Origin of the sequence: Winogradskyella costae, assembly GCF_013403865.1 — a bacterium.
Lineage (GTDB): Bacteria > Bacteroidota > Bacteroidia > Flavobacteriales > Flavobacteriaceae > Winogradskyella > Winogradskyella costae.
The window spans coordinates 143,011-163,883 of the sequence record NZ_JABFDK010000006.1 but is presented as its reverse complement, the minus strand read 5'-3'; the positions used below and the strand labels follow the sequence as shown (position 1 = coordinate 163,883).

Below are 20,873 nucleotides of genomic sequence, written 5' to 3'. Positions count from 1 at the left end.
TCACTCAATTTGAGTGTGTATGTAGTTTAAGATGTCTTCAACGTCAGTTTCATAATCAAACCAAGTAATGGACTCGTCTTTTCTGAACCACGTGAGTTGTCTTTTTGCGAAACGTCTGGTATTTTTTTTGATTTCAGAAATGGCAAATTCTAAAGTGAATTCGCCCTCAAAATAAGCAAACAACTCTTTGTAACCCACCGTGTTTAGTGCATTGAGACTTTTATAAGGTAATAATGCTTTAGCTTCTTTTAATAGACCGTTTGCAATCATTATATCTACACGTTGATTAATTCTATCATAGATAATAGAACGGTCTGCATTAAGTCCGATTTGAATGGTTTTAAATCCTCTATCCTTTTCAGAGTTAGTTAGAAAGGAAGAATACGGTTTACCAGTTCCGATACAAATTTCTAAAGCTCTAATCACACGTTTGGGATTATCTATCGCAATACTGTTGTAAGCCTCCTGATCTAAACTTTGCAATTGTTCTTGTAAAGGTAATAAGCCTTCACTTTCTAATTGAAGATTTAGGGTCGTTCTAATAGTAGGATCTACATCAGGAAAATAATCTAAACCCATAGTTACTGCTTTAACATAAAGGCCAGAACCTCCAACAATAATCACAGTCGGGTTGTTTTGATGTAATTCTTCAATTTTTGAAATGGCATCACGTTCAAAATCACCAACATTAAAAGGTTCTTTAACTGATTTATGTTGAATAAAGTGATGTGAAGCAGCCTTTAGTTCTTCATCGGAAGGTACAGCTGTTCCGATAGCCATTTCCTTAAAGAATTGACGAGAATCTGCAGATATAATTTCAGAATTAAAATGTTGCGCTAGTTTTATACTTAAAGCGGTTTTACCAATGGCAGTCGGACCAACAATGGCAATTATATAGTTTTGGAACTTTTTAGACATTACAATATCTGTAATTTAATGATGAAGAGGGTGTCCGCAATTATAACAAAAATCAGCATTGTCTCTATGGTTTGAAACATTACAGTAATCGCAGTGTTGCGAGTTGAGATCGATCGTTATATTATCTTGTTTTGGCTTAATTGCTGCCTTATTATTTTGCTCTAAAGCTTCATTTTCTTTATCAGCTTTTTGACTAGTTTTAACATACTCTGCGGATACAATTCCTGTGGGTACAGCGATAATGCCATAACCTAATATCATTATAAATGTTGTGATTAATTGACCTAGTGCAGTTTGTGGTGCTATATCTCCAAAGCCAACAGTTGTAAGTGTAACGACACACCAATACACACTTTTGGGAATATTATCAAAACCGTTAGCTTCTCCTTCGACTAAATACATAATGGTACCAAAGATTACCGAAGAGATCATAACGGCAAATAAAAAGACCATAATTTTTACACGACTCGCAATTATCGAATCTTTGAGTTGGTTAGAAGCGCCTAGGTATCGTGCTAATTTTAAAATTCTAAAGACCCTAAGCAATCGCAAAGCTCTTAGAGTTACCAATGCTTGGGAGCCCACAAAGAAGAACGATAAATACATTGGTATGGTTGATAAGAAATCGATAATTCCGAAAGGACTAAAAATATATTTTAGCGGCTTTTTTACAGAAACAATTCTTAAAATGTATTCAACAGAAAATAATATGGTAACAATCCATTCTCCAATATATAAAAGTCTATGGTACTCTCTATCAATACTCACCACACTCTCTAACATTACCAAAACGATACTGAGCATAATAAATACCAACAATAATATGTCAAAAAGCTTTCCAGAGGGGGTATCCGCTTCATAGATAACTTCGTGAAGTATCGATTTCCAGGTATATTTCTTGTTCGATTCCATATTCTAAATGTACGAAAAGTTAAATCATTGTTTTTCTAAAACAATAACAGTGTTGTTTTGAAGTTCGACAACTTTATCCATAAACGACTTTAAGTACGGATAATATTCAGCCGGATAAATTGGCAGGCTAAATGTAACTTTAAAATAAAGTATAAGCTCGTTATTTTGTAGCTCTGCATTAAATATAAGATTACCAGAGTGATTCGGTAATGCATAATTAACAGCCTTTGGAATTTCGAGAACTTTTAAATTTTCATTAAGATTTATTTTCATACTATAGTTATAAATGTCTTTATAACCAAAATCGATAGGGTAGGTTCTTTCCTGAAGTTGAAAAGGATTTTTTTCAAAAAATTTAATGATAAACGGATTCAAATATATTTTATTACCAATAAATTCGGGTTCAAGAACAATATCCATTCGCTCATTAAAACTTGACTCAGAGGTATTGAAATTTATAACTTCATGGTTATCAATGGTTATATCTGTATGGTTGTTTATTTTTTTATCTAAATAAGTAATTGGGTTCTCGTCGTATCGTTGTTTAGGATTGTGAGAATGGTAACCTCTAAATGTACTTTGAATATTACCAATTAATTGTTCATCTTCTAAAGAAGAGAGCGCAACACGATGTATTCGCATAGAAAAATCTTTAACGGTAATGTCTTCCCAATAACTACCATCTTCAAAATCCATTAGTCGTCCATATTGATTTAAAGCTCTAAAGGGTAATTCTCCATAGGCTAGGTAAGGGTCTGTGGCATCTAAAAAATAAACTTCATCATCTATTATGGCTTTCACTATTACATAGTTAAAGTCCGTGAGTACAGGATATACTTTCGTAGCTAAACCATTTCCTCTAGTAGACATTAAAATAGGAAAGACCTTAATATCTTCACTGGACAAGAGGTTCTCTAGTAATAGATTCATTTCGAATGCGCTACCTACTTTTTCTTTGGTCAGTGTTTTTACAGAAACATCATGGCGGTCAAATTTCCCATTCCATTTATAGTTATTAATAATATGCTTGTAAATCGATTTTGCTTTTGTAAGATTATCAGAAATGGAAGAAATAGAATCGGGTAAAATACCTTTTACGAGACTTTTTTTACTGATTTGTCCGCCAAAATCGGAGTCAATTTTTAGCTCTTTATCAACGTCTTTCCATGTTTTAGACATTTCATCAATTTTACCATCAAACGTCTTAAAAACACTCATCTCATATTCTACTCTAGAAATATAATTTAGAGCAGTGGTTGTATAATCTTCAGGTTTGTAAGCAGGAATGTTTTTCATGATGAATTTAGAAATAGTACAGTCTGCGCTTGCTCCATATCCAAGTACTAAACAATTTCTTTTTATACTTAAATCATGCGTGTCCAAAGGAATGTTGCCCACAAGTTTTTTATGGTATTCATAATTAGCAGGAATACTTGTATTGTATTCACTGTATAAAACAGGATCGTTACCTTGAAAAAACCATGGTTGATATTTAGTTGTAAATCGAGACTGTGTTTCGTAGCTTACGGTGATTACACTTCCTACTTTTACATTAGGCAAAACAAATTTAACTAATGTGTAGTTTTCGTTTTCCTCTAAAAAAATGGCTGCTTTCGTTAAATGTGTTTTTACGATTTTACCATTTTCTAAGTTATAGGTTGTGCCTTTTATATTTTCAATTTTTTCTTTAGAGGATTTTCCTTTGTAAAGTTGAACCTCAAATTGGCCTCTATCAATGCCTTCTGTTCTTAAAATTTTAATCTTTTGTTCGGTTTGAAATCTTAACCAAAAGCTTTCTTCATCTATAAAACTATTTCCGTAATCATATATAACTAAGGCGTTTGCTGTAGAGTCTTTAGAATAAGAGTTGAGTTCTAAATCACTTTTAGTAACGGTCATCGCCACATTATAATCTTGTGAGAAACCTAAAAAAGTAATTAATAGTGCTACAATTGTAAATCTATAAATCATATATTTTAGTTTAAATCAATAATTTTGAGTCTTTTATTTCTTCTCATATAACTCTGAATGATATGCTTTGTATCCCTATTATTTTCCATAGGAGTTATAAGGGACGTCAATATAGATCTATTATTTATCTGATAGTTTAAGTCAAAAAATCCCATCCCTTTAAAAATACCATTTTCAATTAAAAACACACTTTTCTCTTCAATATCACGACCTTTATCAATGATAAGCATGTTTTTATTAGCGTAGCTGTATTTTTCTATAAGCGAATGAACTCTTTCATTATAAGTCACGGTAGGCTCTTCATTAATGCAGGCTCCGTGACATTCTTTTACTTCATATTTAAAACAACTTGTTTTAGTGTCGTACAAATCCGTAAGTTTTTGACACAAATTATAATCTTCTGCGGCTTTAAACATAAAATTTTTAGCACTAGCTCTATTACTAAATGTTGTAATAGGTGTGTCTTCTCTATTAGATTTATCGATAAAAAGATTGACATAGCCATTGTCGTCGGTAGAACTGTATAAGGCGTGTGTAAAAACAGTACGTCGTAGGGCTCTATTAAAAATAGGTTTATTTGCTTTTATTTCAGCACTTTCCTTTAATAAAGCAGCTAATTCACTTCCTGTTTTTTCATAAGTGACCGTACTAACTAATCTTTGAATTTTTTTAGACTTTGAATTTGTTCCTGTGAAATGCTGTATAATTCGCTTTCTAATATTATTACTTTTACCAATGTAAATGATTTCGCCGTTTACATTGTGAATGTAATACACTCCAGTATCTGAAGGCAATTCTTCTATGATATCTTTTAGATTGGGTGCGATATTCGATTTTTTTTCAATCTTAATGGCATCCTTTACTATAACCTTGTCTAGATCCTTGTTGAGTAACATTTTAAATAGCTTTACTGTAGCCATAGCATCACCATTAGCTCTATGTCTATCGCTCATCGGAATTCCTAAGGCACGCGTTAGTTTGCCTAAGCTGTACGAGGGCATATCGGGAATGAGTTGTTGAGACAGCTCAACAGTACAAAGTGTTTTTCTTTTAAATGGAAAGCCTAAACGTTTAAATTCAGTTTTAAGGATCCTATAGTCAAAGGAAGAATTATGAGCGACTATAATGCAATCTTCAGTAATCTCAACTATGCGTTTGGCCACCTCATAAAACTTTGGTGCATTTTTAAGCATGTTGGAATTAATACCTGTAAGATTAACAACAAAGGGTTGAATCTCTCGTTCCGGATTAACTAATGAAATGAATTGATCTGTTACTTTATGGCCGTCAAACTGGTAGATTGCAATTTCTGTAATTCCTTCTTCATTGAACTTTCCACCAGTGGTTTCTATGTCTAGTATTGCGTAAATGTTGTATCGTTTTTAATGTTTAGTTCTCAACTGAAAACTGATATTAAAAGCTCTCGGGAGCTAATGCGACTGAGAACTAATTAATTATAGTTTCTAGACCCAAAGATACTACTTCCTACCCGAACCATAGTACTTCCGCAGTCAATTGCTAATTGGTAATCTCCACTCATTCCCATACTTATCGTTTTTAGTTTTGGGTTTGTAGCTTTAAGCTCTGTAAATGTGTGTTTTAGGAATTTAAATTCGCTTTCCACTTGCGTCATGTCTTTTGTAAAAGTCGCCATTCCCATAACGCCAACAATGCTAATGTTTTTTAATTCTGAAAACTCATCAGACTGTAAAAGGGCAGAAGCATCCGAAGCAGACATACCAAATTTACTATCTTCCTCAGCGATTTTAATTTGAAGTAAGCAGTCTATTATTCTGTCATGTTTTTTTGCTTGTTTATTGATTTCTTTCAATAATTTGAAGCTTTCTACACCATGAATTAGACTTACAAATTCAGCCATATATTTTACCTTATTTCGCTGAACATGACCTATCATGTGCCATTCTATATCTTTTGGCATTTCGGCATATTTGTCTGCCATTTCTTGGATTTTGTTTTCTCCAAAAATACGCTGGCCAGTGTTGTAAGCCTCCATTAAATCACTTATCGGTTTTGTTTTAGAAACGGCCACGAGCGTAACCTGCGCAGGTAAGGTTGATTTTATGTGATTAAGATTTTCTTGAATATTCATTGGAATAGTATTGTAAAGCTATTTAAAGTAAAGTTATAGAACAAAGATGACTTAGCAATAAAAAAACGAGGCATATTTTAATATTCATAAATCGTAATTCCACTTCGCAGCTTTGGTAAAATATAAGTACTTTTGGGAGGCATGGTTAAACCCTCGTCTGCAATCTGTTTCATTTGTTCAACATTAGAAGGACACATCCCAAAGCCAACGGTATAGTCACCACTATCTACGCTACTTTTGATGGTTATCATGTCATGTTGGCCATTGACGTATGAAATTCGATTATCATGTCGTAAATCGTTAATTCCTAAAATAGACTGCAGAATTGTTGTATATAATAACTGTGCATCTAATTGGTCTAATGCCGTTTTGAAATTGTATTCGGATTTTCTTAAGTAAAGTGAATAAAATTCACCATCCAAATACATGCTGAAATGATGTGGTTTAGAAGGCTTATAGGGTATTAACCCTCTGTTTTCAATACGATAGGACGCATCTAGTTTTATTAAGAATTCCTTTTTTGTTAAACCGTTTAAGCCTTTTATTAATCTATTAAATTCATGAATCACTAAATCCGATTCTGGAATTAAATACGACATAAAAAAGTTATAAGACTCACTGCCGTTATGATTAGAGTTCTTTGCTTTTTCATCTTTGTATAAAAGATAAGATGAAGCTGATCTGTGATGACCATCAGCAATATAAACCGTTTTCATTTTTTCGAATTCTTTTTGAATGGTTGCAATAGTATCATCAGCATCTATTTTCCATAAATAATGCGTGTCTCTATACGTCATTGTAAATTCGAACTCAGCATGCCCTTTTTGAGTATCATTTATAATGCTAGCAATTACAGTGTTATCAGGATAAGTTAATAAAACAGGTTCGGCATTAAAGCCAACGGTTTGTAAGTAGCTTTTAAAGGTTTCTTCACGTTTGGCAATCGTATCTTCATGTTTTCTTATGAGGTCATTTTCGTAATCTTCAGCACTTGTCGCTGCTACAATACCGTTGAATTCTTGGCCATGCCGATTCACAATTTTATACACATAAAAGGACGGTTTTATATCTTGAACAAAAATACCGTCCTCTTTAAATTCAGAATATCTATTCTTTACGAGTTTATAGCGTTCTTCACCTATCACTTCTTGGTCGTATTTGTAACCAGGATTCACAATATGAAGAAAACTGTAAGGATTATAAGCCATTCGTGATTCGCGCTCATCAATCGTATAACTTTGATAAGGACGTGCTGCAACGAGGCCAACGATTGCTCTGGTTGGTCTTACCGCTTTAAATGGGATTATTTTGGGCATTTTTTTTAGTGAAAAGTGTAAAGTGAAAAGTGTTGAGTAATAAGTAATAGTTCTTATTTATGTAATTTTACTTTATGTTAAGATTCTTTTGAACCGAATTTGTTAGGATTCAATATCATATAATTTATGAGATTAGCTATGTCTTGTGATTCTTTCAGTAAGTTGTTATAGGTCTCATTTGAAATATAATCACAAGCTAAAGCAAATTCTAGCCAAGTTTGTGTTTCTCCATTTTCAGCATCACAATCTGTAAGTTTACTAATAAAATGTTTCGGATATCGTCGCTTTCTATAGGCTTCAGATAAATTAGCGCAAACACTACGAGAGCATCTTCTTATTTGATTCGTAAGTGAATACGTTTCTTCTTTAGGAAATTTCTTAGAAAGATGAAATATATCCATTGCTAATTTAAAACCTTTCTTGTAAGCTATTAAGTCTTATACTTTCATTAATTACTGTATTAATTGAGTAATCTTACTTCACACTTCACACTTCAGCCTTTACACTTTTTACTTCAAAAACTGACCAGCAACCTTCTCAGCCTTTCGACTTTCTGAATAATCATAAAAACCTTCTCCAGATTTCACACCTAATTTTCCTGCCATTACCATATTAACTAATAGAGGGCATGGTGCGTATTTTGGATTCTTGAAGCCATCGTACATCACATTAAGAATAGATAAACAGATATCTAAACCAATAAAATCAGCAAGTTGTAACGGTCCCATTGGATGTGCCATGCCTAATTTCATAACGGTATCAATCTCAGCAACACCTGCAACTCCATTGTAAAGGGTTTCTATTGATTCGTTTATCATTGGCATTAAAATACGGTTGGCAACAAAACCTGGATAATCGTTAACTTCTGTTGGTACTTTACCTAAAGTTTTTGAGAGCTCCATAATAGTTGTGGTGACATCATCACTAGTGCTATAACCTCTAATGATTTCTACCAATTTCATAATTGGTACAGGATTCATAAAGTGCATGCCTATAACTTTCTCTGGTCGTGATGTTACAGCTGCAATTTGAGTAATTGAAATAGAGGAGGTGTTAGTTGCTAAAATGGTGTTTTCATCACAAACCTCGTCGAGTTGTTTAAATATTTTTAATTTTAAATCGATGTTTTCTGTGGCTGCTTCAACGACTAAATCAGCATTTTTTACACCGTCTTCAGTACTTGTGAATGTTGTAATGTTTCCTAAAGTAGTCGATTTATCAGTCTCGCTTATTTTTTCTTTAGCGACCATTCTGTCTAAATTTCTAGAAATGGTATCCATGCCTCGTTTTAAAGAGTCTTCACTAATATCAATAAGTTGAACGTTAAATCCTGATTGTGCAAAGGTATGCGCAATACCATTTCCCATGGTTCCTGCACCTATAACTGCTATATTTTTCATTGAATTTTTAATTTTTATTCCTGTAAAAACAGGTATCTGTTAATCATTAAAGGCGAATTAAAACTGATTAATAATCATGTTTGCTACGCGCAATGCTTCAGTACCGTCATGAAGCGTCACAATTGGCTTCGTGTTGTTATTAATGGCATCTGCAAACGTTTCGAGTTCATCTAAAATAGCGTTGTTGTTGGCGATATCTGGATTGTCAAAATAGATTTGTTTTTTAATGCCTTCAGCATTTTGAAGAATCATATCAAAATCACCAGGATTATCTGGTGCATCTTTCATTTTAACCACTTCACATTTCTTTTCTAAAAAATCGACTGAGATATAAGCATCTTTTTGAAAGAATCGTGTTTTACGCATATTTTTTAATGAAATTCTGCTCGCGGTTAAATTCGCTACACAACCATTTTTAAACTCAATACGTGCATTGGCAATATCTGGTGTGTCACTAACAACAGAAACTCCACTTGCTGAAATTTGTTTCACTGTAGAATTTACAACACTTAAAATAATATCAATATCATGAATCATTAAATCTAAAACCACTGGCACATCTGTACCTCTAGGATTAAATTCAGCAAGCCTATGACATTCTATAAACATTGGATTTTTAATCTGATCTTTAACTCCAATGAATGCAGGGTTAAAACGCTCAACATGACCAACTTGACCTTTAACTCCGTGTTCAGCAACTAAAGTTCTAATGGTTTCAGCTTCTTCAACCGTATTTGTTATTGGTTTTTCGATAAAGATATGTTTACCTTTTTTGATGGCTTGCTTGGCACAATCATAATGAGAAAGGGTAGGAGTGACAATATCAACGATATCTACAGCATCAATTAAATCATCTATGGAATCAAAATAGGTATAACCAAACTCGTCTACAACGCGTTTTGCATTTTCGGCATCTGCATCATAAAAACCAACAAGGTCATATTTATTGGATTGGTTAAGTAATCTCAAATGTATTTTTCCAAGGTGACCGGCACCAAGAACTCCAGCTTTTAGCATGTTTTTCTGTTTTTAACAAAAATAGTCGTTTTCGTTCAGAAATTGAAAAAAGTAAATGTAAAATACTGCGAAATTGATAAGGTCTTAGCCTGATTTTTTTTGATACGTTACAGATGTACAAAATAAGGGGGTATGCGGAAAAAGCGAATTAGAAAACTTAACCATTTAAGGTTTAGTTAATCAACTATGTGATATACGTTTTTAGACTTGCCTAACCATCTGAAATTTGTCTCTCTTTGAAAAAAAATCAAGTATCTTGAATTTGAAGTTTGCGTTTTTTTGAAGTATTTTTACCTTAAACTAAACTACGCTTTGAAAGATACATTTAAGCATCAAGGGATGCGCCAACAACTCGTTGAAACTCTTATTAATAAAGACATAAAAGATAAAGCTGTTTTAAAAGCTATTGGTAAAATCCCGAGGCATTTGTTTATGGATTCAGGATTTATAGATCATGCATACCAAGATAAAGCGTTTCCTATTGCTGCAGACCAAACAATTTCTCAACCTTATACTGTGGCTTTTCAATCTGAATTGTTACAAGTTAAACCAGGAGATAAAGTTTTAGAAATAGGAACTGGTAGTGGTTATCAAACCGCTGTATTATTAGAACTGGGTGCAAAAGTTTATAGTATTGAGCGTCAACAAGAACTCTTTAAGAAAACCTCGAAGTTTTTACCTAAATTGGGTTACAGAGCAAAAAGTCTCATATTTGGCGATGGTTATAAAGGTTTACCAGCTGAGGCTCCGTTTCAAAGTATAATTGTAACAGCAGGTGCACCTTATGTTCCTAATCCGCTTTTAAGTCAATTAGCTATTGGAGGACGTCTTGTGATTCCTGTTGGAGATGCTGTGCAAGTCATGACTATGTTTATTAGAAAAGGACCAAAAGAGTTTGAAAAACATGAATTTGGCGATTTTAGATTTGTACCAATGTTAGAGGATAAGAATTAGGTTTTTATTTTAAGAATTTAGTGTGCTTAGCCTTTAGAATAAAGAATCAAAAATTAAGAATTAAGACTTGATTTGAAAGTCGGTTTAAAAGTTGAAAAATCAATAGTATTGACATTACGGTATTGTAGTACGCATTCTATTCCACTTTTATTTTTATTTCTGTCGATTCAAAAGGGTTACCTTCAATCCCGTAAACTGTTCTGCAGCTTCCCATAATTAATATACTTGGATTATCGAGCAGATATTTTTTGTCTATTTTATTCTTTATTTTCAATTCTGGTATATCAATCACTATTTCTTTTTCCGTTTCAGTAATAGTGCCTAAAAACGTTTTTTTTAATGGATTTTCCTTTGATATGGTATAGTTATCTATATACTCACTATCATCTCCTGTTAAACTAGGTCCTTCAATAAAATGTTTTTTTAAATCCTGAGTTAACCCAAGATGTTCAGCTTTTGATAAAAATGAAATTTCGAAATTATTTAGATTTTTATAGAGCCTAATAGTTTTTTCCGCTTCGATTGGTACAATACGGACTGTTAATTCAAAGTTATCATTGGATTGATATGTCTCTTTGTCAAATTCTATATACAGTTTAGTGTCTTCAAAATCATTTTTAGAGCAACTGAATGCTAAAATTAATAGTAGCAAAATGGCTAAGTGATTCTTCATTTTATATATGCTATAATTATTAAATCTCAATCCTCTTTTAAAAATTTAAATTAGACTAATGCGTTGCCTTCGTAAAAGCTCCTTTCCCTCCAACAATTGGTAATGTTAATTTAGTACTTCCTAAATGTATCATCAGTTCAGTACCTGGTTTTGGATGTAATGTAAATTCTTTGTCGCTTGAAAATATCATTAAGCCAATTTGTTGTCCTGCTTTTATAATTTGATCATCAGGTTGTAAATCGAAAGTTATCGTATAATCTTTTCCTATGACTAAATTTTCCTCTTTAGTTAGCGATTTGTGATTTTTAGGGTCTGCCCATCCTCTTGTAATGATGTTATCCGTAATCTTTACATCTTTTCCTTCTTGCCAAGGTAACGAGACCAACCAAACCGATAAATTGGCTGCTGGTTTACTGCTGGCTAATGTAATGGTGACTTGTGGGATACCAGAAATGTGAAGATCTTCTTTCAATTTAGGAGTAACATATAGTAATCTGTTTTTTGAATTTGTAGCTTGTGCAAGTTCACTTCCTGAAATTGAGGCGTCATCTGAAAGCATTTCGCCTGCCACCGGAACTTTGTTCAGTGTTAAGCCACCAATGGATGTGCCGCCATATGTTAAATTTAAAGAAACATCTGAAGCTTCAGGATTTGGATAATCTTTATAAGCTGTTGGTTCTTGTGGATCATCATATTCTCTAACAATATAAGATTTATTCTCCGCGTTCTCAACACCATTGTCAATACCATGAAGATACTTTGTAAACCATTTATTCATCATAGACGTTGGAGGTGGTCCACCATGGCCATTTTGGTGATAGTAAATCTGAGTTGGTAGGCCTTTTTCTTTTGCGGCTTTGTAAATGCGGTAACTATGCACAGGCATCACATTCCAATCGTTAAAACCATGAGACATCAATAAAGCAGCTTTCATGTTATCCATTTGGTTTAAGTAATCTCGTCCTTCCCAAAATTCATTATAATCGCCAGTTTCTCTATCCATACCGTTTTTCATTTCGGTATCTCTTATGGTTTCGTTATTATATGGCCTGTTTTCTTCTTTCCCACTATGTACAAAATCATAAAGGACATCAATATCTTCACCTAAATAACCACCAGGCGAACGTACTAAGCCATTAGAACGGTAATAATGATAATACGAGGTATTTGGCGCAATAGGAATAATAGCTTCTAAACCTTCAACTCCTGTCGTTGCAGCTGCTAGAGGTAAAGTGCCGTTATAGGATGTGCCTGTCATTCCCACTTTTCCTGTAGACCAATAAGCTTCTACTTCTTCGGTTCCTTCACGCTCGGTGTAACCTTTTGCTCTGCCACATAGCCAATCGATTACTGCTTTTGGAGCTAAAGATTCATTTTCTCCTCCTATAGTTGGTGCTCCATCAGATAAACCAGTTCCTGGTGATGAAGAATGAACTACGATATAACCTCTAGGTACCCATTTTCTTAAGTGCGAATTAGAAATAATTGGTCGGTGACCTCTTCTGGTGACTTCAGGATGAACGCGTTCTTTTGCCGATTCTCCTAATTCTATTTCAACATCCCACATCACTCCTGGTAAATCTGCAGCAACTCCTGCAAAATAAGGGCTAGTAACATAGATTATCGGTAGTTTTAGATCTTCAGTTTCTGTTTGCTCTGGTCGCGTTACGGCGACATGCATACGATCTGGTTTGCCATCTCCATCAGTGTCAAATTCTGTTTCGACCCATAAATCGTGTCGAATCCATTTATTTGTATCACTAAAAGCTTCAACAATTTGAGCTTCTCCATCTTTAAAAATAGGTGTTGTTTTTTCTGTGGTGTTTTGGGCGCAACTTATGATTGAAATTGACAACGCAATAATTAAAGTTGAAATGGATTTTGGTGAGATGATCATAATTCAATGGATTTTTAATTTTCTAGTGCTGTTAAGATACTCTGAACATTAGGATTATTTTCTAATTCAAGAGTTTTAGTATAGTATTTTTTTGCGTGAACAGTATCGTTTTGTAATAAGTAAAAGTCAGCTAAATCTTTAAAAACGCTCGGTCTATTGGGATAATATTCAATATTAAGTTCATAATTTTCACGTGCTTGTTCAGGTAATTTATGATAGTTAAGCAGCATACTAGCATTACTACTAACCCAATTTTTATCAGGTTTAAACGTATAACCTAAATTTTGTGATACCCTATTAAAATGTTTTTTTGTTAAACTAGCAAAGTGATCATCACTAATTTCGGGTACAAAAAATTTGCTACGGTATTTGTGCTCTTCTTTAAATTCAAACCAAGAATAAAAAAAACGTAAACCGTCTAGTTGAGCTAAATATGCCGTACTTCCGTGAGTATCGTTATTATAATATTTCCAACCCATATTCAAGTTCGTATCAGAATAATTTATTTGATCAACAAGGTCTAAGGAATGACGCACATATTTATTAGCGTTAATGGTGTCTTTTTTTATACTTTCAAGAGTACTTCCATAAGTGGCCGTATTTGCAATAGCTATATAAAGATTTTTATTTTGAAAATGCTTTCCCTTTAAACTATAAGTTGGATTGTTTAGGAAAAGGTTATTGTCAAAATAAAGACTGCCATCTATCAATAAATAATTATCAAACATTTCGGGATGCTTGGTTAGCGCATGCATAACGACTAAACCTCCAAAAGAGTGTCCAATAATTGTTCGGTGTTGAGCACCTGAATAATTTTGCTCTATATAGGGAAATAGTTCAGTTTTTATAAATTCTAGAAACTGAGATCCTCCTCCAAACTGTTTTGGTTTTCCTGCTGTAGTTGGAGAGAAATCCATCATTCGGCTTTCATTATTAATATTAGATATGCCTACTACAATCATTTCAGGTAGGATTTTAGTATCATGCATTTCACTATACTGTTTCAGCATTCCCACAAACGGAACAAAATTATAACGACCATCCAACAAATAAACTACTGGATACTGTTTTCTTTTCCTGTTAGGGTCTTTTGCGCTCTCCGGAATATAGATAATAAGTTCTCGCTCTTGGTTGAGCATTTTGGAATATATTGTATCTATTATACCTAGTTGGAGTCCCGAGTTTGAAGTCGCAGATGATTTTTCTAATATATCTTTCTTTTTATGTTGTATACATGAAACACTAGCCAAAACTAAGATAATAAGGATTTGATTTTTAAATTTCGGCATGGAAGCTTGGTGTCATTTAGTGATTGCCATAAAAATAAACACTTAAAAATAAACATCACTTAAATCTGAGATTTGTTTTTTGAAAATAAAACTCCTAAAACGAATAGCGAAAAGCCATAATTTTAGGAGTTGTTTTCATAACTGTGCTATTTGGTTATTTGGTGTTCCCAACTAGCTCCACTAATATCTGTCATTTTTATGGTGTAATTACCACTTGGTAAATTCTGAAGTTCGGAAGTCTTGAATTTCATTTTAGCTTTGGCACCTAATGGTACAATTAAACTGTGTTTACTAGGTTTTATTTTCGCGATATAATAATTCTCTATAACATGTTCAGGTAAGTTGGCCAACTGATTTTGAGTATAGTTTATAACCACATTGCCGTTCTTATCTTTAAGTTCTATACCAATAATCCAAGCTCCATAAACATCAACACCTTCAACTCTAAAAACATCAAAAGAAAGTCCGTTTTTATCCAATTTTCCTTCCGTAATTTCAAGTTTAGGTTTTACAGATTTGTTGTGCAAAGTTCCCCAAAGTCCACCATGAAACACTTGATTTGTATAAAGGGTTAGTCCTAATATAAAAAATGAACTCACAATTACAACTTTACCAAATAGACTGTCTTTAATAGGATGTAAGCCAGAACCTAACCAAGCAAACCATTTCTTTTTAGTAAAAGCGACATTCTTATTCATGAAATAATTATCTAAAGAAAATCGTCCGCTTCCTGTTAAGAATAAAACAAAACCAGTGGCAATACCAAGCACTCCAATTTGCCATTCATCTAAGCAGGTGGTGCCAATCCAACCCGAACCTAAAAGGATTCCCATAGCCAATCCAAAGACTCCAATACTCATTAATCTGGTGAATAATCCGAATATAATGAATAGGCCTACGATGCCCTCAATAATGGTAAATGCGACCATATTATAGTATAGTATATCTGGATTTTCTACTAAATATTGAATAATAGGTTTTATGCCTAAAGCATTCGGTAGAAAGTGGTTAAACTTTTCGCCGATATAACCGGGTAATTCTGGATCTAATTTGTTGGCTAAAATGGTGCGTCTAAAAAATGCAGAAAAATACGTCCAACCGATGACCATTCTGACTGCAAGGGCTAAGAAACCCGAATCGTTTTTAATATGTAAATTCATGTTGTATATCTATAATGTGAGTAATAATTTTCTACTAGCTAGAATGCTAGACTTAGGTGTGAAGAAAATTAGTTATAGATATGCTTTATTATTTTGAAAGAGAATATAGTATGGAGCTAAAGGCGGAATTTCGGCTCTAGCATTGTAATATTGTGTTATAGGTCTATCAGCAAGTGAAGCCGTTTTAATATTAAATTGCTTGTGCTTTATTAAAATAGCTTGCGAAAGTTGAAGGCTCTGATTAGCTGTTGAAATTATCGTTTCTGTATCAATAGAAATATCACAACTGCCATTTTTTAGAGACGATATGCTTTTGTTTGAAACTTCTGTTTTGGAAGTTTCAAAAACCTCTTGAATAGAATTTCGGACTTTACAAGGGGAAAAAATCAATAGCACAACCAACCCAATTATGGATAGGATAGAGGTCAGCTGTTTTATGTAATTTGAAATTTTCACTTCGTAAATATGCTATTTACAATTTTAGTAATTTTAAAAAATATGTTAATTGTTGGAAAAAGGCTATCAAGGTTCTCGATACAAATTTCGGTCGTACCTCTTGAAATTCACTCGAACTAACGTAAGGTACTATTTAAACTACTGTTTAGGTAAATAAGTTTCAGGAATAGGAATTTCTTTAGATTCTTGTTTCCAATATAAATTAATAATCCACCAACGCGTACCATCATTAAATAATTGAATACTATTAATTCCACGTATAAACGGAGTATCATCGTCTTTACTATTGTAAGATTCGTAAGTACTAAAAACGTGTGCAAAGTCTCCAAAAGTTTGTGTTTCTCGTTTTATTTCAATTTCATGAAATCCATTCTCTACTAACCATTGTCCGGAGGTTTTAATATAATCTTCTGTTGACATGTAACGCACCGTTGTTTTTTTATCTTTTTTTCCTATTGGAATAAGTTTAGCATCTTCTCTAAATAAATGCTTAAATAATTCCCAGTTGCGAGCTTTTCCTTTATCTCCAGAAATTACAGAGTATAAGGTGGCTATTGTACTGTCTATGGTGGCGACTTTAGAAGTGTAGTCTTTCTTTTCTTGAGCTATGACGCTAAAAGAAATCGAAAATATTAGAATTAAAAAAGTGTTTTTCATGGTGTAAAATTAAAAGAATTTCAAGCCAAAAACAATAGCATCGCTCTGAAATCCGCTTTGGTAAGAGCGCAAATAATCAACTCTTAAGAATCTCCATTTTCCCCAACCGATATTATCAACACCAACGGAATACTCCTGATACGGTTTAAAATCTGGTGTGGCTAATACATGTGCGCCAATGACTAAGTTAAAATTCAACTTATTTAATAATGGCATTTTCCCGAGTAAAAAGCCGTTAAAATCGTGTTCTATATGTGCTTCAAAATACGACTCATTGGTGCTCGCCGAGTAATAATCTAGATTGTTAAACACATTGGTATAATTCCCTTCTGTGCTAACGTGCGTTTGGTTACCGTTAAAATGTTGGTAATCCATAAAAGCAATATCATCGGCATTAAAAAAGGTGCCGGCTTTTAGATTATACATCAATCGACCTTTGTCTTTTACGTTAAATGATTGTATGAGGCTTGCTTTTATTTGATCAAAATTATAATCGCTATTGGTGGCGCCAAATCCTTTTTCGTAACCTATATATAAGGTTGGGTAATCGTCATTACCAACATTGTATTTAGCATCAGGATAGCTTAAGTATTCTTGTCCAAAATTAATACGTGCGTCAATATTTGCTTTTATAATATTATGGGTTTGAAAAGGCGCAATGCCAAAAGCAGTTTCATCTAGAGGATTGTTACTCGTATATACATCGTTCTCTTCATTAATAAATGTTTGGTCTGTGGTGTTGAAAAGTGCTTTTCGTCTTTCATAACTTACACCTGCATATAATCTGAAGCCGTTAAATAGCTCTTCCGAATAATTTAAAGCAACATAACTCTTGTCATATAGCTTCATGTAATTATCTTCAAAAAAGAGTGTGCTTACGGAGTTGATTAATGGAGAAATGGGATTCGAAGGATTAAATTGTTCTGCAGAAACGCCACCAGACAACCTTAAAAAGGAATTACTAATACTGTTGAATTTATACAATAACGCACCTGTTGCACGTAAACGTTCATCAGAAAATCCATATTGAATGTTTCCACTAGCTCTAAAAAAGCGTTTAAAATCGTCATAATTTTTTGTATAAAACACATTCGCATTAGCCGTATAACCTTGAACGGTATTAAATTGCACTCCTAATAATGGAATGTCATAACCTAAGCGATAATCTTTATGAGAATTCTGATAGGTATAGCCTAAGATACTACTAAGTTTAAATTTGTTTCTTCCAGCATCTATAGAATCTAAGTATGGTTTAGACTCGCGTAGAATCTGAATACTGTCTTTTTTTACGTAATCTATACGTTCTTCAGCAGTTAAAGGTACAGGTCTAACGGCATTCCAGAATATAGAATCTTTCTTGTTTGCTTCTTTTTCGTAAGCCACGATTTCACGACTAAAATCTTTTCTGGTAAGGCCAGTATTAAATTCGTAATTACTGTAAACTGCCGTAAAACGACCTTCACCTTTAATGCCGAAAAGTGCATATTTAAAATCGATACTTTGCGAAATTTGAGCCCAAATATCATCAGCTTCAGAATACGAAAAACTCTGTTGTAGTGCAATGACATCTACCATAGGAATACGTGCTTGAACACCAGTAATATCTAATTCAATAGCAAAAATATCCCACTGATCTTCTACAATATAAATGAAGCCAGAAAATACAGGGTCATTTTTACGTTTGGGTATAACTTTTACTTTGTTTATGAGGTTGCCTCGGTCGTCGTAAAATATACCTTCAAGCTTATAACGGTAATAACCAAAGGCATTATTAGCAATAGGTGAAACAATTTCATTACCAAAACTAATGGTGTTATTATAAAAATTAAAGTCGACATCTAAAGCACTATTAAAGCTAAAGCCATTGCTATCTCCACTAATTTTTGATGCTGTTATTTTTTCTTTAAGCTTATCGGGATTCAGAAATTGAATTTTAGAAATGGTCTCCGATAAATAGATGATTCCGCTTCTTGTGGAATCTAAACCACCACCTAAATCACCAACATCTTGACCCATTATTTTTTCGGGTGCATCCTTAATTTTAATTAAGCCTCTAGAATAGAAATCGGCCTTAAAAGAGTTTATTTTATCAAGATTAGCTTTACGTTGTGCAATGGCTTGACGCATTATGGCATTGGCTGGATCATTTTCTGCATCAATCAGTACTTCGTTTAACGAAACAGATTCTTCTGTTAACGTTATATCTAACTGATATGGAAACTCATGGATTGTAACTGTCTTTTTTACCGTTTTATAACCCAAATAGCTATACACAATAGTATAAGTTTGCGGCGAGGAAATATTAAGTTCGTAATAACCATCGTCATTACTTGTTGTGCCTTTGTACGTATTCTCGATTAAGATATTTACAAATGGAAGCGGTTCGTTGTTATGGTCTGTAATGTTGCCAGTGATTTGTGCGGACACTAGTGTAGTTATACAAATAAGGAAGGCGCTGAGTAGTGTTTTAGTCATAAAGAGTGATTGATGAAAATAAAGTTTGATTCGAATATCACTTCAATTCACAAATTTTGTGCCTAAAGTTGAAAAATTCTTGTGTTACGTATTATAATAGACGTAAATAAATTGCAAAAGGTTGCATCAAACTTAGACTAAAAATAGAATGTAAAAGTTATAGGAATCTTAAAATTATCGTTTTTGGTTAAATAAAATCACAAAAAAACAATATGACATAGACACAAAGTGTTGCTGAAGACTATTCTTTGTTGAGATTTTCGGTAATGGTTTTAGGGTTGGGTTGAAGCGTGTTGTTAACCCATTTTAAATTCACTTCAGTTATACTAGACTTCTCCCAAGTAGGTTCATTTTCAAGATTATCCATTTCTGAATATTGTCCATGTTCCTGAAAATAAATTATTTTGTCTTTTTCTCCTTTAGGATCATTAGGAAAAATTAAATTCTCTGATTCCCAAAAACCAATATCTGCGCTAGAAAAAACGTCAATGGCTTTGTATAGGTTGTTACTGTCTAGAAAGAGGTAGTAGCCGCCAGAATTTGCTCCACAAGATTCTGGGAGGTAATTAATAAATAGAATATTATCAATGCTATTAACACCGCGATTATTATAGAGGTTTATCTTAAAACCGTAATTGCTTCCAAGAAATTCTGATTTGTTTTCAAAATATTCAGTCTTAGAAGTAATAAGTGCCCTTGTAATAATATACAATTTCTCTTCAACCATTTCTGTAGCAAATAGAAATCTAACATTATCAGCTTTCTTTTCTACTATTGAAATTAAACCACCTACAACATAACCGTGTTGGTTATTATGTTCTACCTTATACCATGGAGAGTTTATGCCGTTATACACAAACGATTCAGAACTCTTTTCTATAATTCTTAGCGGTTCTCCTATGGTTAATAATTTAACAACATCAGAGTCAACAGAAGGAGAGTGTCTTAATTTTACATTATCGCCAAATAAATATACAATTTGGTCTATGTTAAACTCTTGGTTAATTTCTAAATGGTTGCTGTCTTGAGCGAAGCTAAAGTTTAATGCTAAAATAAATACAATGATAAACTTGTTCATTTCTAATAAGTACTATCGGAAATCTTTTTTGATACGATCTAAGTTTCGCTTATTGTCACGATCTTTAATGGTCTCGCGTTTGTCGTAGAGTTTTTTACCTTTCCCTAATCCAATAATAAGCTTAGCCAAACCTCTGTCGTTAAGAAATAATTTTAAAGGAATGATAGCATTACCTTTTACATCCATTTCTTTCTTCAGTTTTTTAAGCTCTTTTTTATTAAGTAAAAGTTTACGTTCGGCTTTTGGTCTGTGGTTGTAATAGGTACCATATTTGTATTCTTCAACCGTCATATTAATAACAAACAATTCACCCTTGTCATTAAATTCACAAAAACTTTCAGCAATAGATGCCTTGCTAGATCTTATGGATTTAATTTCAGTTCCGGTAAGTACAATTCCAGCCGTATATTTATCTGATATCTCGTACTGAAATTTGGCTTTCTTATTTAGTATGTTAATCTTTTTTTGCATGGGAGGCAAAGATAGTTTTTAAAGTTATAAGTTAAAAAGTTTTGAAGAAACAAAGTTTTTAATATTACGTTAATGCTTTGTATTAATTGTAATCTTATCTCTAGTTTTACGACTTTAAT

At 33.1% G+C, this 20,873-nt stretch carries 19 protein-coding genes; 1 reads left to right on the top strand and 18 read right to left on the bottom strand.

The genetic code is table 11. From position 1 onward, the window contains the following. The 9 genes from miaA to HM986_RS13075 all read right to left on the bottom strand — a co-directional run bounded on the left by miaA (window position 1) and on the right by HM986_RS13075 (window position 9,644). On the bottom strand, window positions 1–918 hold the full coding sequence (gene miaA / locus HM986_RS13115) for a tRNA (adenosine(37)-N6)-dimethylallyltransferase MiaA (protein ID WP_179335543.1): 918 nt from the start codon (window positions 916–918) through the stop codon (window positions 1–3). A 15-nt stretch (window positions 919–933) separates the two neighbouring features. Next, window positions 934–1,830 (bottom strand): ion transporter, encoded by an 897-nt coding sequence (locus HM986_RS13110; RefSeq protein ID WP_179335542.1) that lies wholly within the window; start codon window positions 1,828–1,830, stop codon window positions 934–936. A 24-nt stretch (window positions 1,831–1,854) separates the two neighbouring features. Continuing rightward, the gene (locus HM986_RS13105) at window positions 1,855–3,801 is read right to left on the bottom strand and encodes a DUF3857 domain-containing protein (protein ID WP_179335541.1); all 1,947 of its coding nucleotides are present in this window, start codon (window positions 3,799–3,801) and stop codon (window positions 1,855–1,857) included. A 5-nt stretch (window positions 3,802–3,806) separates the two neighbouring features. Continuing rightward, window positions 3,807–5,171 carry an exonuclease domain-containing protein gene (locus tag HM986_RS13100; RefSeq protein WP_179335600.1) on the bottom strand — a complete coding sequence of 455 codons (1,365 nt, stop codon included), beginning with the start codon at window positions 5,169–5,171 and terminating at the stop codon, window positions 3,807–3,809. 80 nt (window positions 5,172–5,251) lie between these two features. Continuing rightward, the gene (locus HM986_RS13095) at window positions 5,252–5,911 is read right to left on the bottom strand and encodes a YggS family pyridoxal phosphate-dependent enzyme (RefSeq protein ID WP_179335540.1); all 660 of its coding nucleotides are present in this window, start codon (window positions 5,909–5,911) and stop codon (window positions 5,252–5,254) included. Between the two features lie 77 nt (window positions 5,912–5,988). Next, complete coding sequence (locus tag HM986_RS13090) at window positions 5,989–7,227, bottom strand: DUF1015 domain-containing protein (RefSeq protein WP_179335539.1); 1,239 nt, start codon at window positions 7,225–7,227, stop codon at window positions 5,989–5,991. 77 nt (window positions 7,228–7,304) lie between these two features. Continuing rightward, on the bottom strand, window positions 7,305–7,658 hold the full coding sequence (locus tag HM986_RS13085) for a four helix bundle protein (RefSeq protein ID WP_317167362.1): 354 nt from the start codon (window positions 7,656–7,658) through the stop codon (window positions 7,305–7,307). 78 nt (window positions 7,659–7,736) lie between these two features. Then, window positions 7,737–8,627: a 3-hydroxyacyl-CoA dehydrogenase family protein gene (locus HM986_RS13080; protein WP_179335538.1), complete on the bottom strand. Its 891-nt coding sequence runs from the start codon at window positions 8,625–8,627 to the stop codon at window positions 7,737–7,739. 57 nt (window positions 8,628–8,684) lie between these two features. Continuing rightward, a complete protein-coding gene (locus HM986_RS13075; RefSeq protein ID WP_179335537.1) occupies window positions 8,685–9,644 on the bottom strand; it encodes a Gfo/Idh/MocA family protein in 960 nt (319 codons plus the stop codon). Between the two features lie 312 nt (window positions 9,645–9,956). On the opposite strand from HM986_RS13075, the gene HM986_RS13070 reads away from it, so the two are divergent. Next, a complete protein-coding gene (locus HM986_RS13070; RefSeq protein ID WP_179335536.1) occupies window positions 9,957–10,598 on the top strand; it encodes a protein-L-isoaspartate(D-aspartate) O-methyltransferase in 642 nt (213 codons plus the stop codon). A 136-nt stretch (window positions 10,599–10,734) separates the two neighbouring features. Here HM986_RS13070 and HM986_RS13065 read toward each other — a convergent pair whose 3' ends face one another. The 9 genes from HM986_RS13065 to smpB all read right to left on the bottom strand — a co-directional run bounded on the left by HM986_RS13065 (window position 10,735) and on the right by smpB (window position 20,754). Beyond that, window positions 10,735–11,271 (bottom strand): hypothetical protein, encoded by a 537-nt coding sequence (locus tag HM986_RS13065; protein WP_179335535.1) that lies wholly within the window; start codon window positions 11,269–11,271, stop codon window positions 10,735–10,737. A gap of 55 nt (window positions 11,272–11,326) precedes the next feature. After that, window positions 11,327–13,168: a Xaa-Pro dipeptidyl-peptidase gene (locus HM986_RS13060; RefSeq protein ID WP_179335534.1), complete on the bottom strand. Its 1,842-nt coding sequence runs from the start codon at window positions 13,166–13,168 to the stop codon at window positions 11,327–11,329. 14 nt (window positions 13,169–13,182) lie between these two features. Further along, window positions 13,183–14,457, bottom strand: a complete 1,275-nt coding sequence (locus HM986_RS13055) for an alpha/beta hydrolase-fold protein (protein WP_179335533.1) — start codon at window positions 14,455–14,457, stop codon at window positions 13,183–13,185. Between the two features lie 146 nt (window positions 14,458–14,603). After that, window positions 14,604–15,617 (bottom strand): TQO small subunit DoxD, encoded by a 1,014-nt coding sequence (locus tag HM986_RS13050; protein ID WP_179335532.1) that lies wholly within the window; start codon window positions 15,615–15,617, stop codon window positions 14,604–14,606. 72 nt (window positions 15,618–15,689) lie between these two features. Further along, a complete protein-coding gene (locus HM986_RS13045; RefSeq protein ID WP_218841440.1) occupies window positions 15,690–16,073 on the bottom strand; it encodes a hypothetical protein in 384 nt (127 codons plus the stop codon). A gap of 138 nt (window positions 16,074–16,211) precedes the next feature. Next, window positions 16,212–16,730, bottom strand: a complete 519-nt coding sequence (locus tag HM986_RS13040) for a hypothetical protein (protein ID WP_179335530.1) — start codon at window positions 16,728–16,730, stop codon at window positions 16,212–16,214. Between the two features lie 9 nt (window positions 16,731–16,739). After that, a complete protein-coding gene (locus HM986_RS13035) occupies window positions 16,740–19,205 on the bottom strand; it encodes a DUF5686 and carboxypeptidase regulatory-like domain-containing protein (RefSeq protein ID WP_179335529.1) in 2,466 nt (821 codons plus the stop codon). Between the two features lie 241 nt (window positions 19,206–19,446). Next, entirely contained in the window at window positions 19,447–20,283 is an 837-nt protein-coding gene (locus tag HM986_RS13030) for an SH3 domain-containing protein (protein WP_179335528.1), read from the bottom strand. A gap of 12 nt (window positions 20,284–20,295) precedes the next feature. Continuing rightward, window positions 20,296–20,754 (bottom strand): SsrA-binding protein SmpB, encoded by a 459-nt coding sequence (smpB, locus tag HM986_RS13025; RefSeq protein WP_179335527.1) that lies wholly within the window; start codon window positions 20,752–20,754, stop codon window positions 20,296–20,298. Window positions 20,755–20,873 lie beyond the last annotated feature (119 nt).

Coding starts and splice junctions, on each gene's coding strand:
- miaA (WP_179335543.1), bottom strand. CDS start 918: ATGTCTAAAAAGTTCCAAAACTATATAATTGCCATTGTTGGTCCGACT.
- HM986_RS13110 (WP_179335542.1), bottom strand. CDS start 1,830: ATGGAATCGAACAAGAAATATACCTGGAAATCGATACTTCACGAAGTT.
- HM986_RS13105 (WP_179335541.1), bottom strand. CDS start 3,801: ATGATTTATAGATTTACAATTGTAGCACTATTAATTACTTTTTTAGGT.
- HM986_RS13095 (WP_179335540.1), bottom strand. CDS start 5,911: ATGAATATTCAAGAAAATCTTAATCACATAAAATCAACCTTACCTGCG.
- HM986_RS13090 (WP_179335539.1), bottom strand. CDS start 7,227: ATGCCCAAAATAATCCCATTTAAAGCGGTAAGACCAACCAGAGCAATC.
- HM986_RS13080 (WP_179335538.1), bottom strand. CDS start 8,627: ATGAAAAATATAGCAGTTATAGGTGCAGGAACCATGGGAAATGGTATT.
- HM986_RS13075 (WP_179335537.1), bottom strand. CDS start 9,644: ATGCTAAAAGCTGGAGTTCTTGGTGCCGGTCACCTTGGAAAAATACAT.
- HM986_RS13065 (WP_179335535.1), bottom strand. CDS start 11,271: ATGAAGAATCACTTAGCCATTTTGCTACTATTAATTTTAGCATTCAGT.
- HM986_RS13060 (WP_179335534.1), bottom strand. CDS start 13,168: ATGATCATCTCACCAAAATCCATTTCAACTTTAATTATTGCGTTGTCA.
- HM986_RS13055 (WP_179335533.1), bottom strand. CDS start 14,457: ATGCCGAAATTTAAAAATCAAATCCTTATTATCTTAGTTTTGGCTAGT.
- HM986_RS13050 (WP_179335532.1), bottom strand. CDS start 15,617: ATGAATTTACATATTAAAAACGATTCGGGTTTCTTAGCCCTTGCAGTC.
- HM986_RS13040 (WP_179335530.1), bottom strand. CDS start 16,730: ATGAAAAACACTTTTTTAATTCTAATATTTTCGATTTCTTTTAGCGTC.
- HM986_RS13035 (WP_179335529.1), bottom strand. CDS start 19,205: ATGACTAAAACACTACTCAGCGCCTTCCTTATTTGTATAACTACACTA.
- HM986_RS13030 (WP_179335528.1), bottom strand. CDS start 20,283: ATGAACAAGTTTATCATTGTATTTATTTTAGCATTAAACTTTAGCTTC.
- smpB (WP_179335527.1), bottom strand. CDS start 20,754: ATGCAAAAAAAGATTAACATACTAAATAAGAAAGCCAAATTTCAGTAC.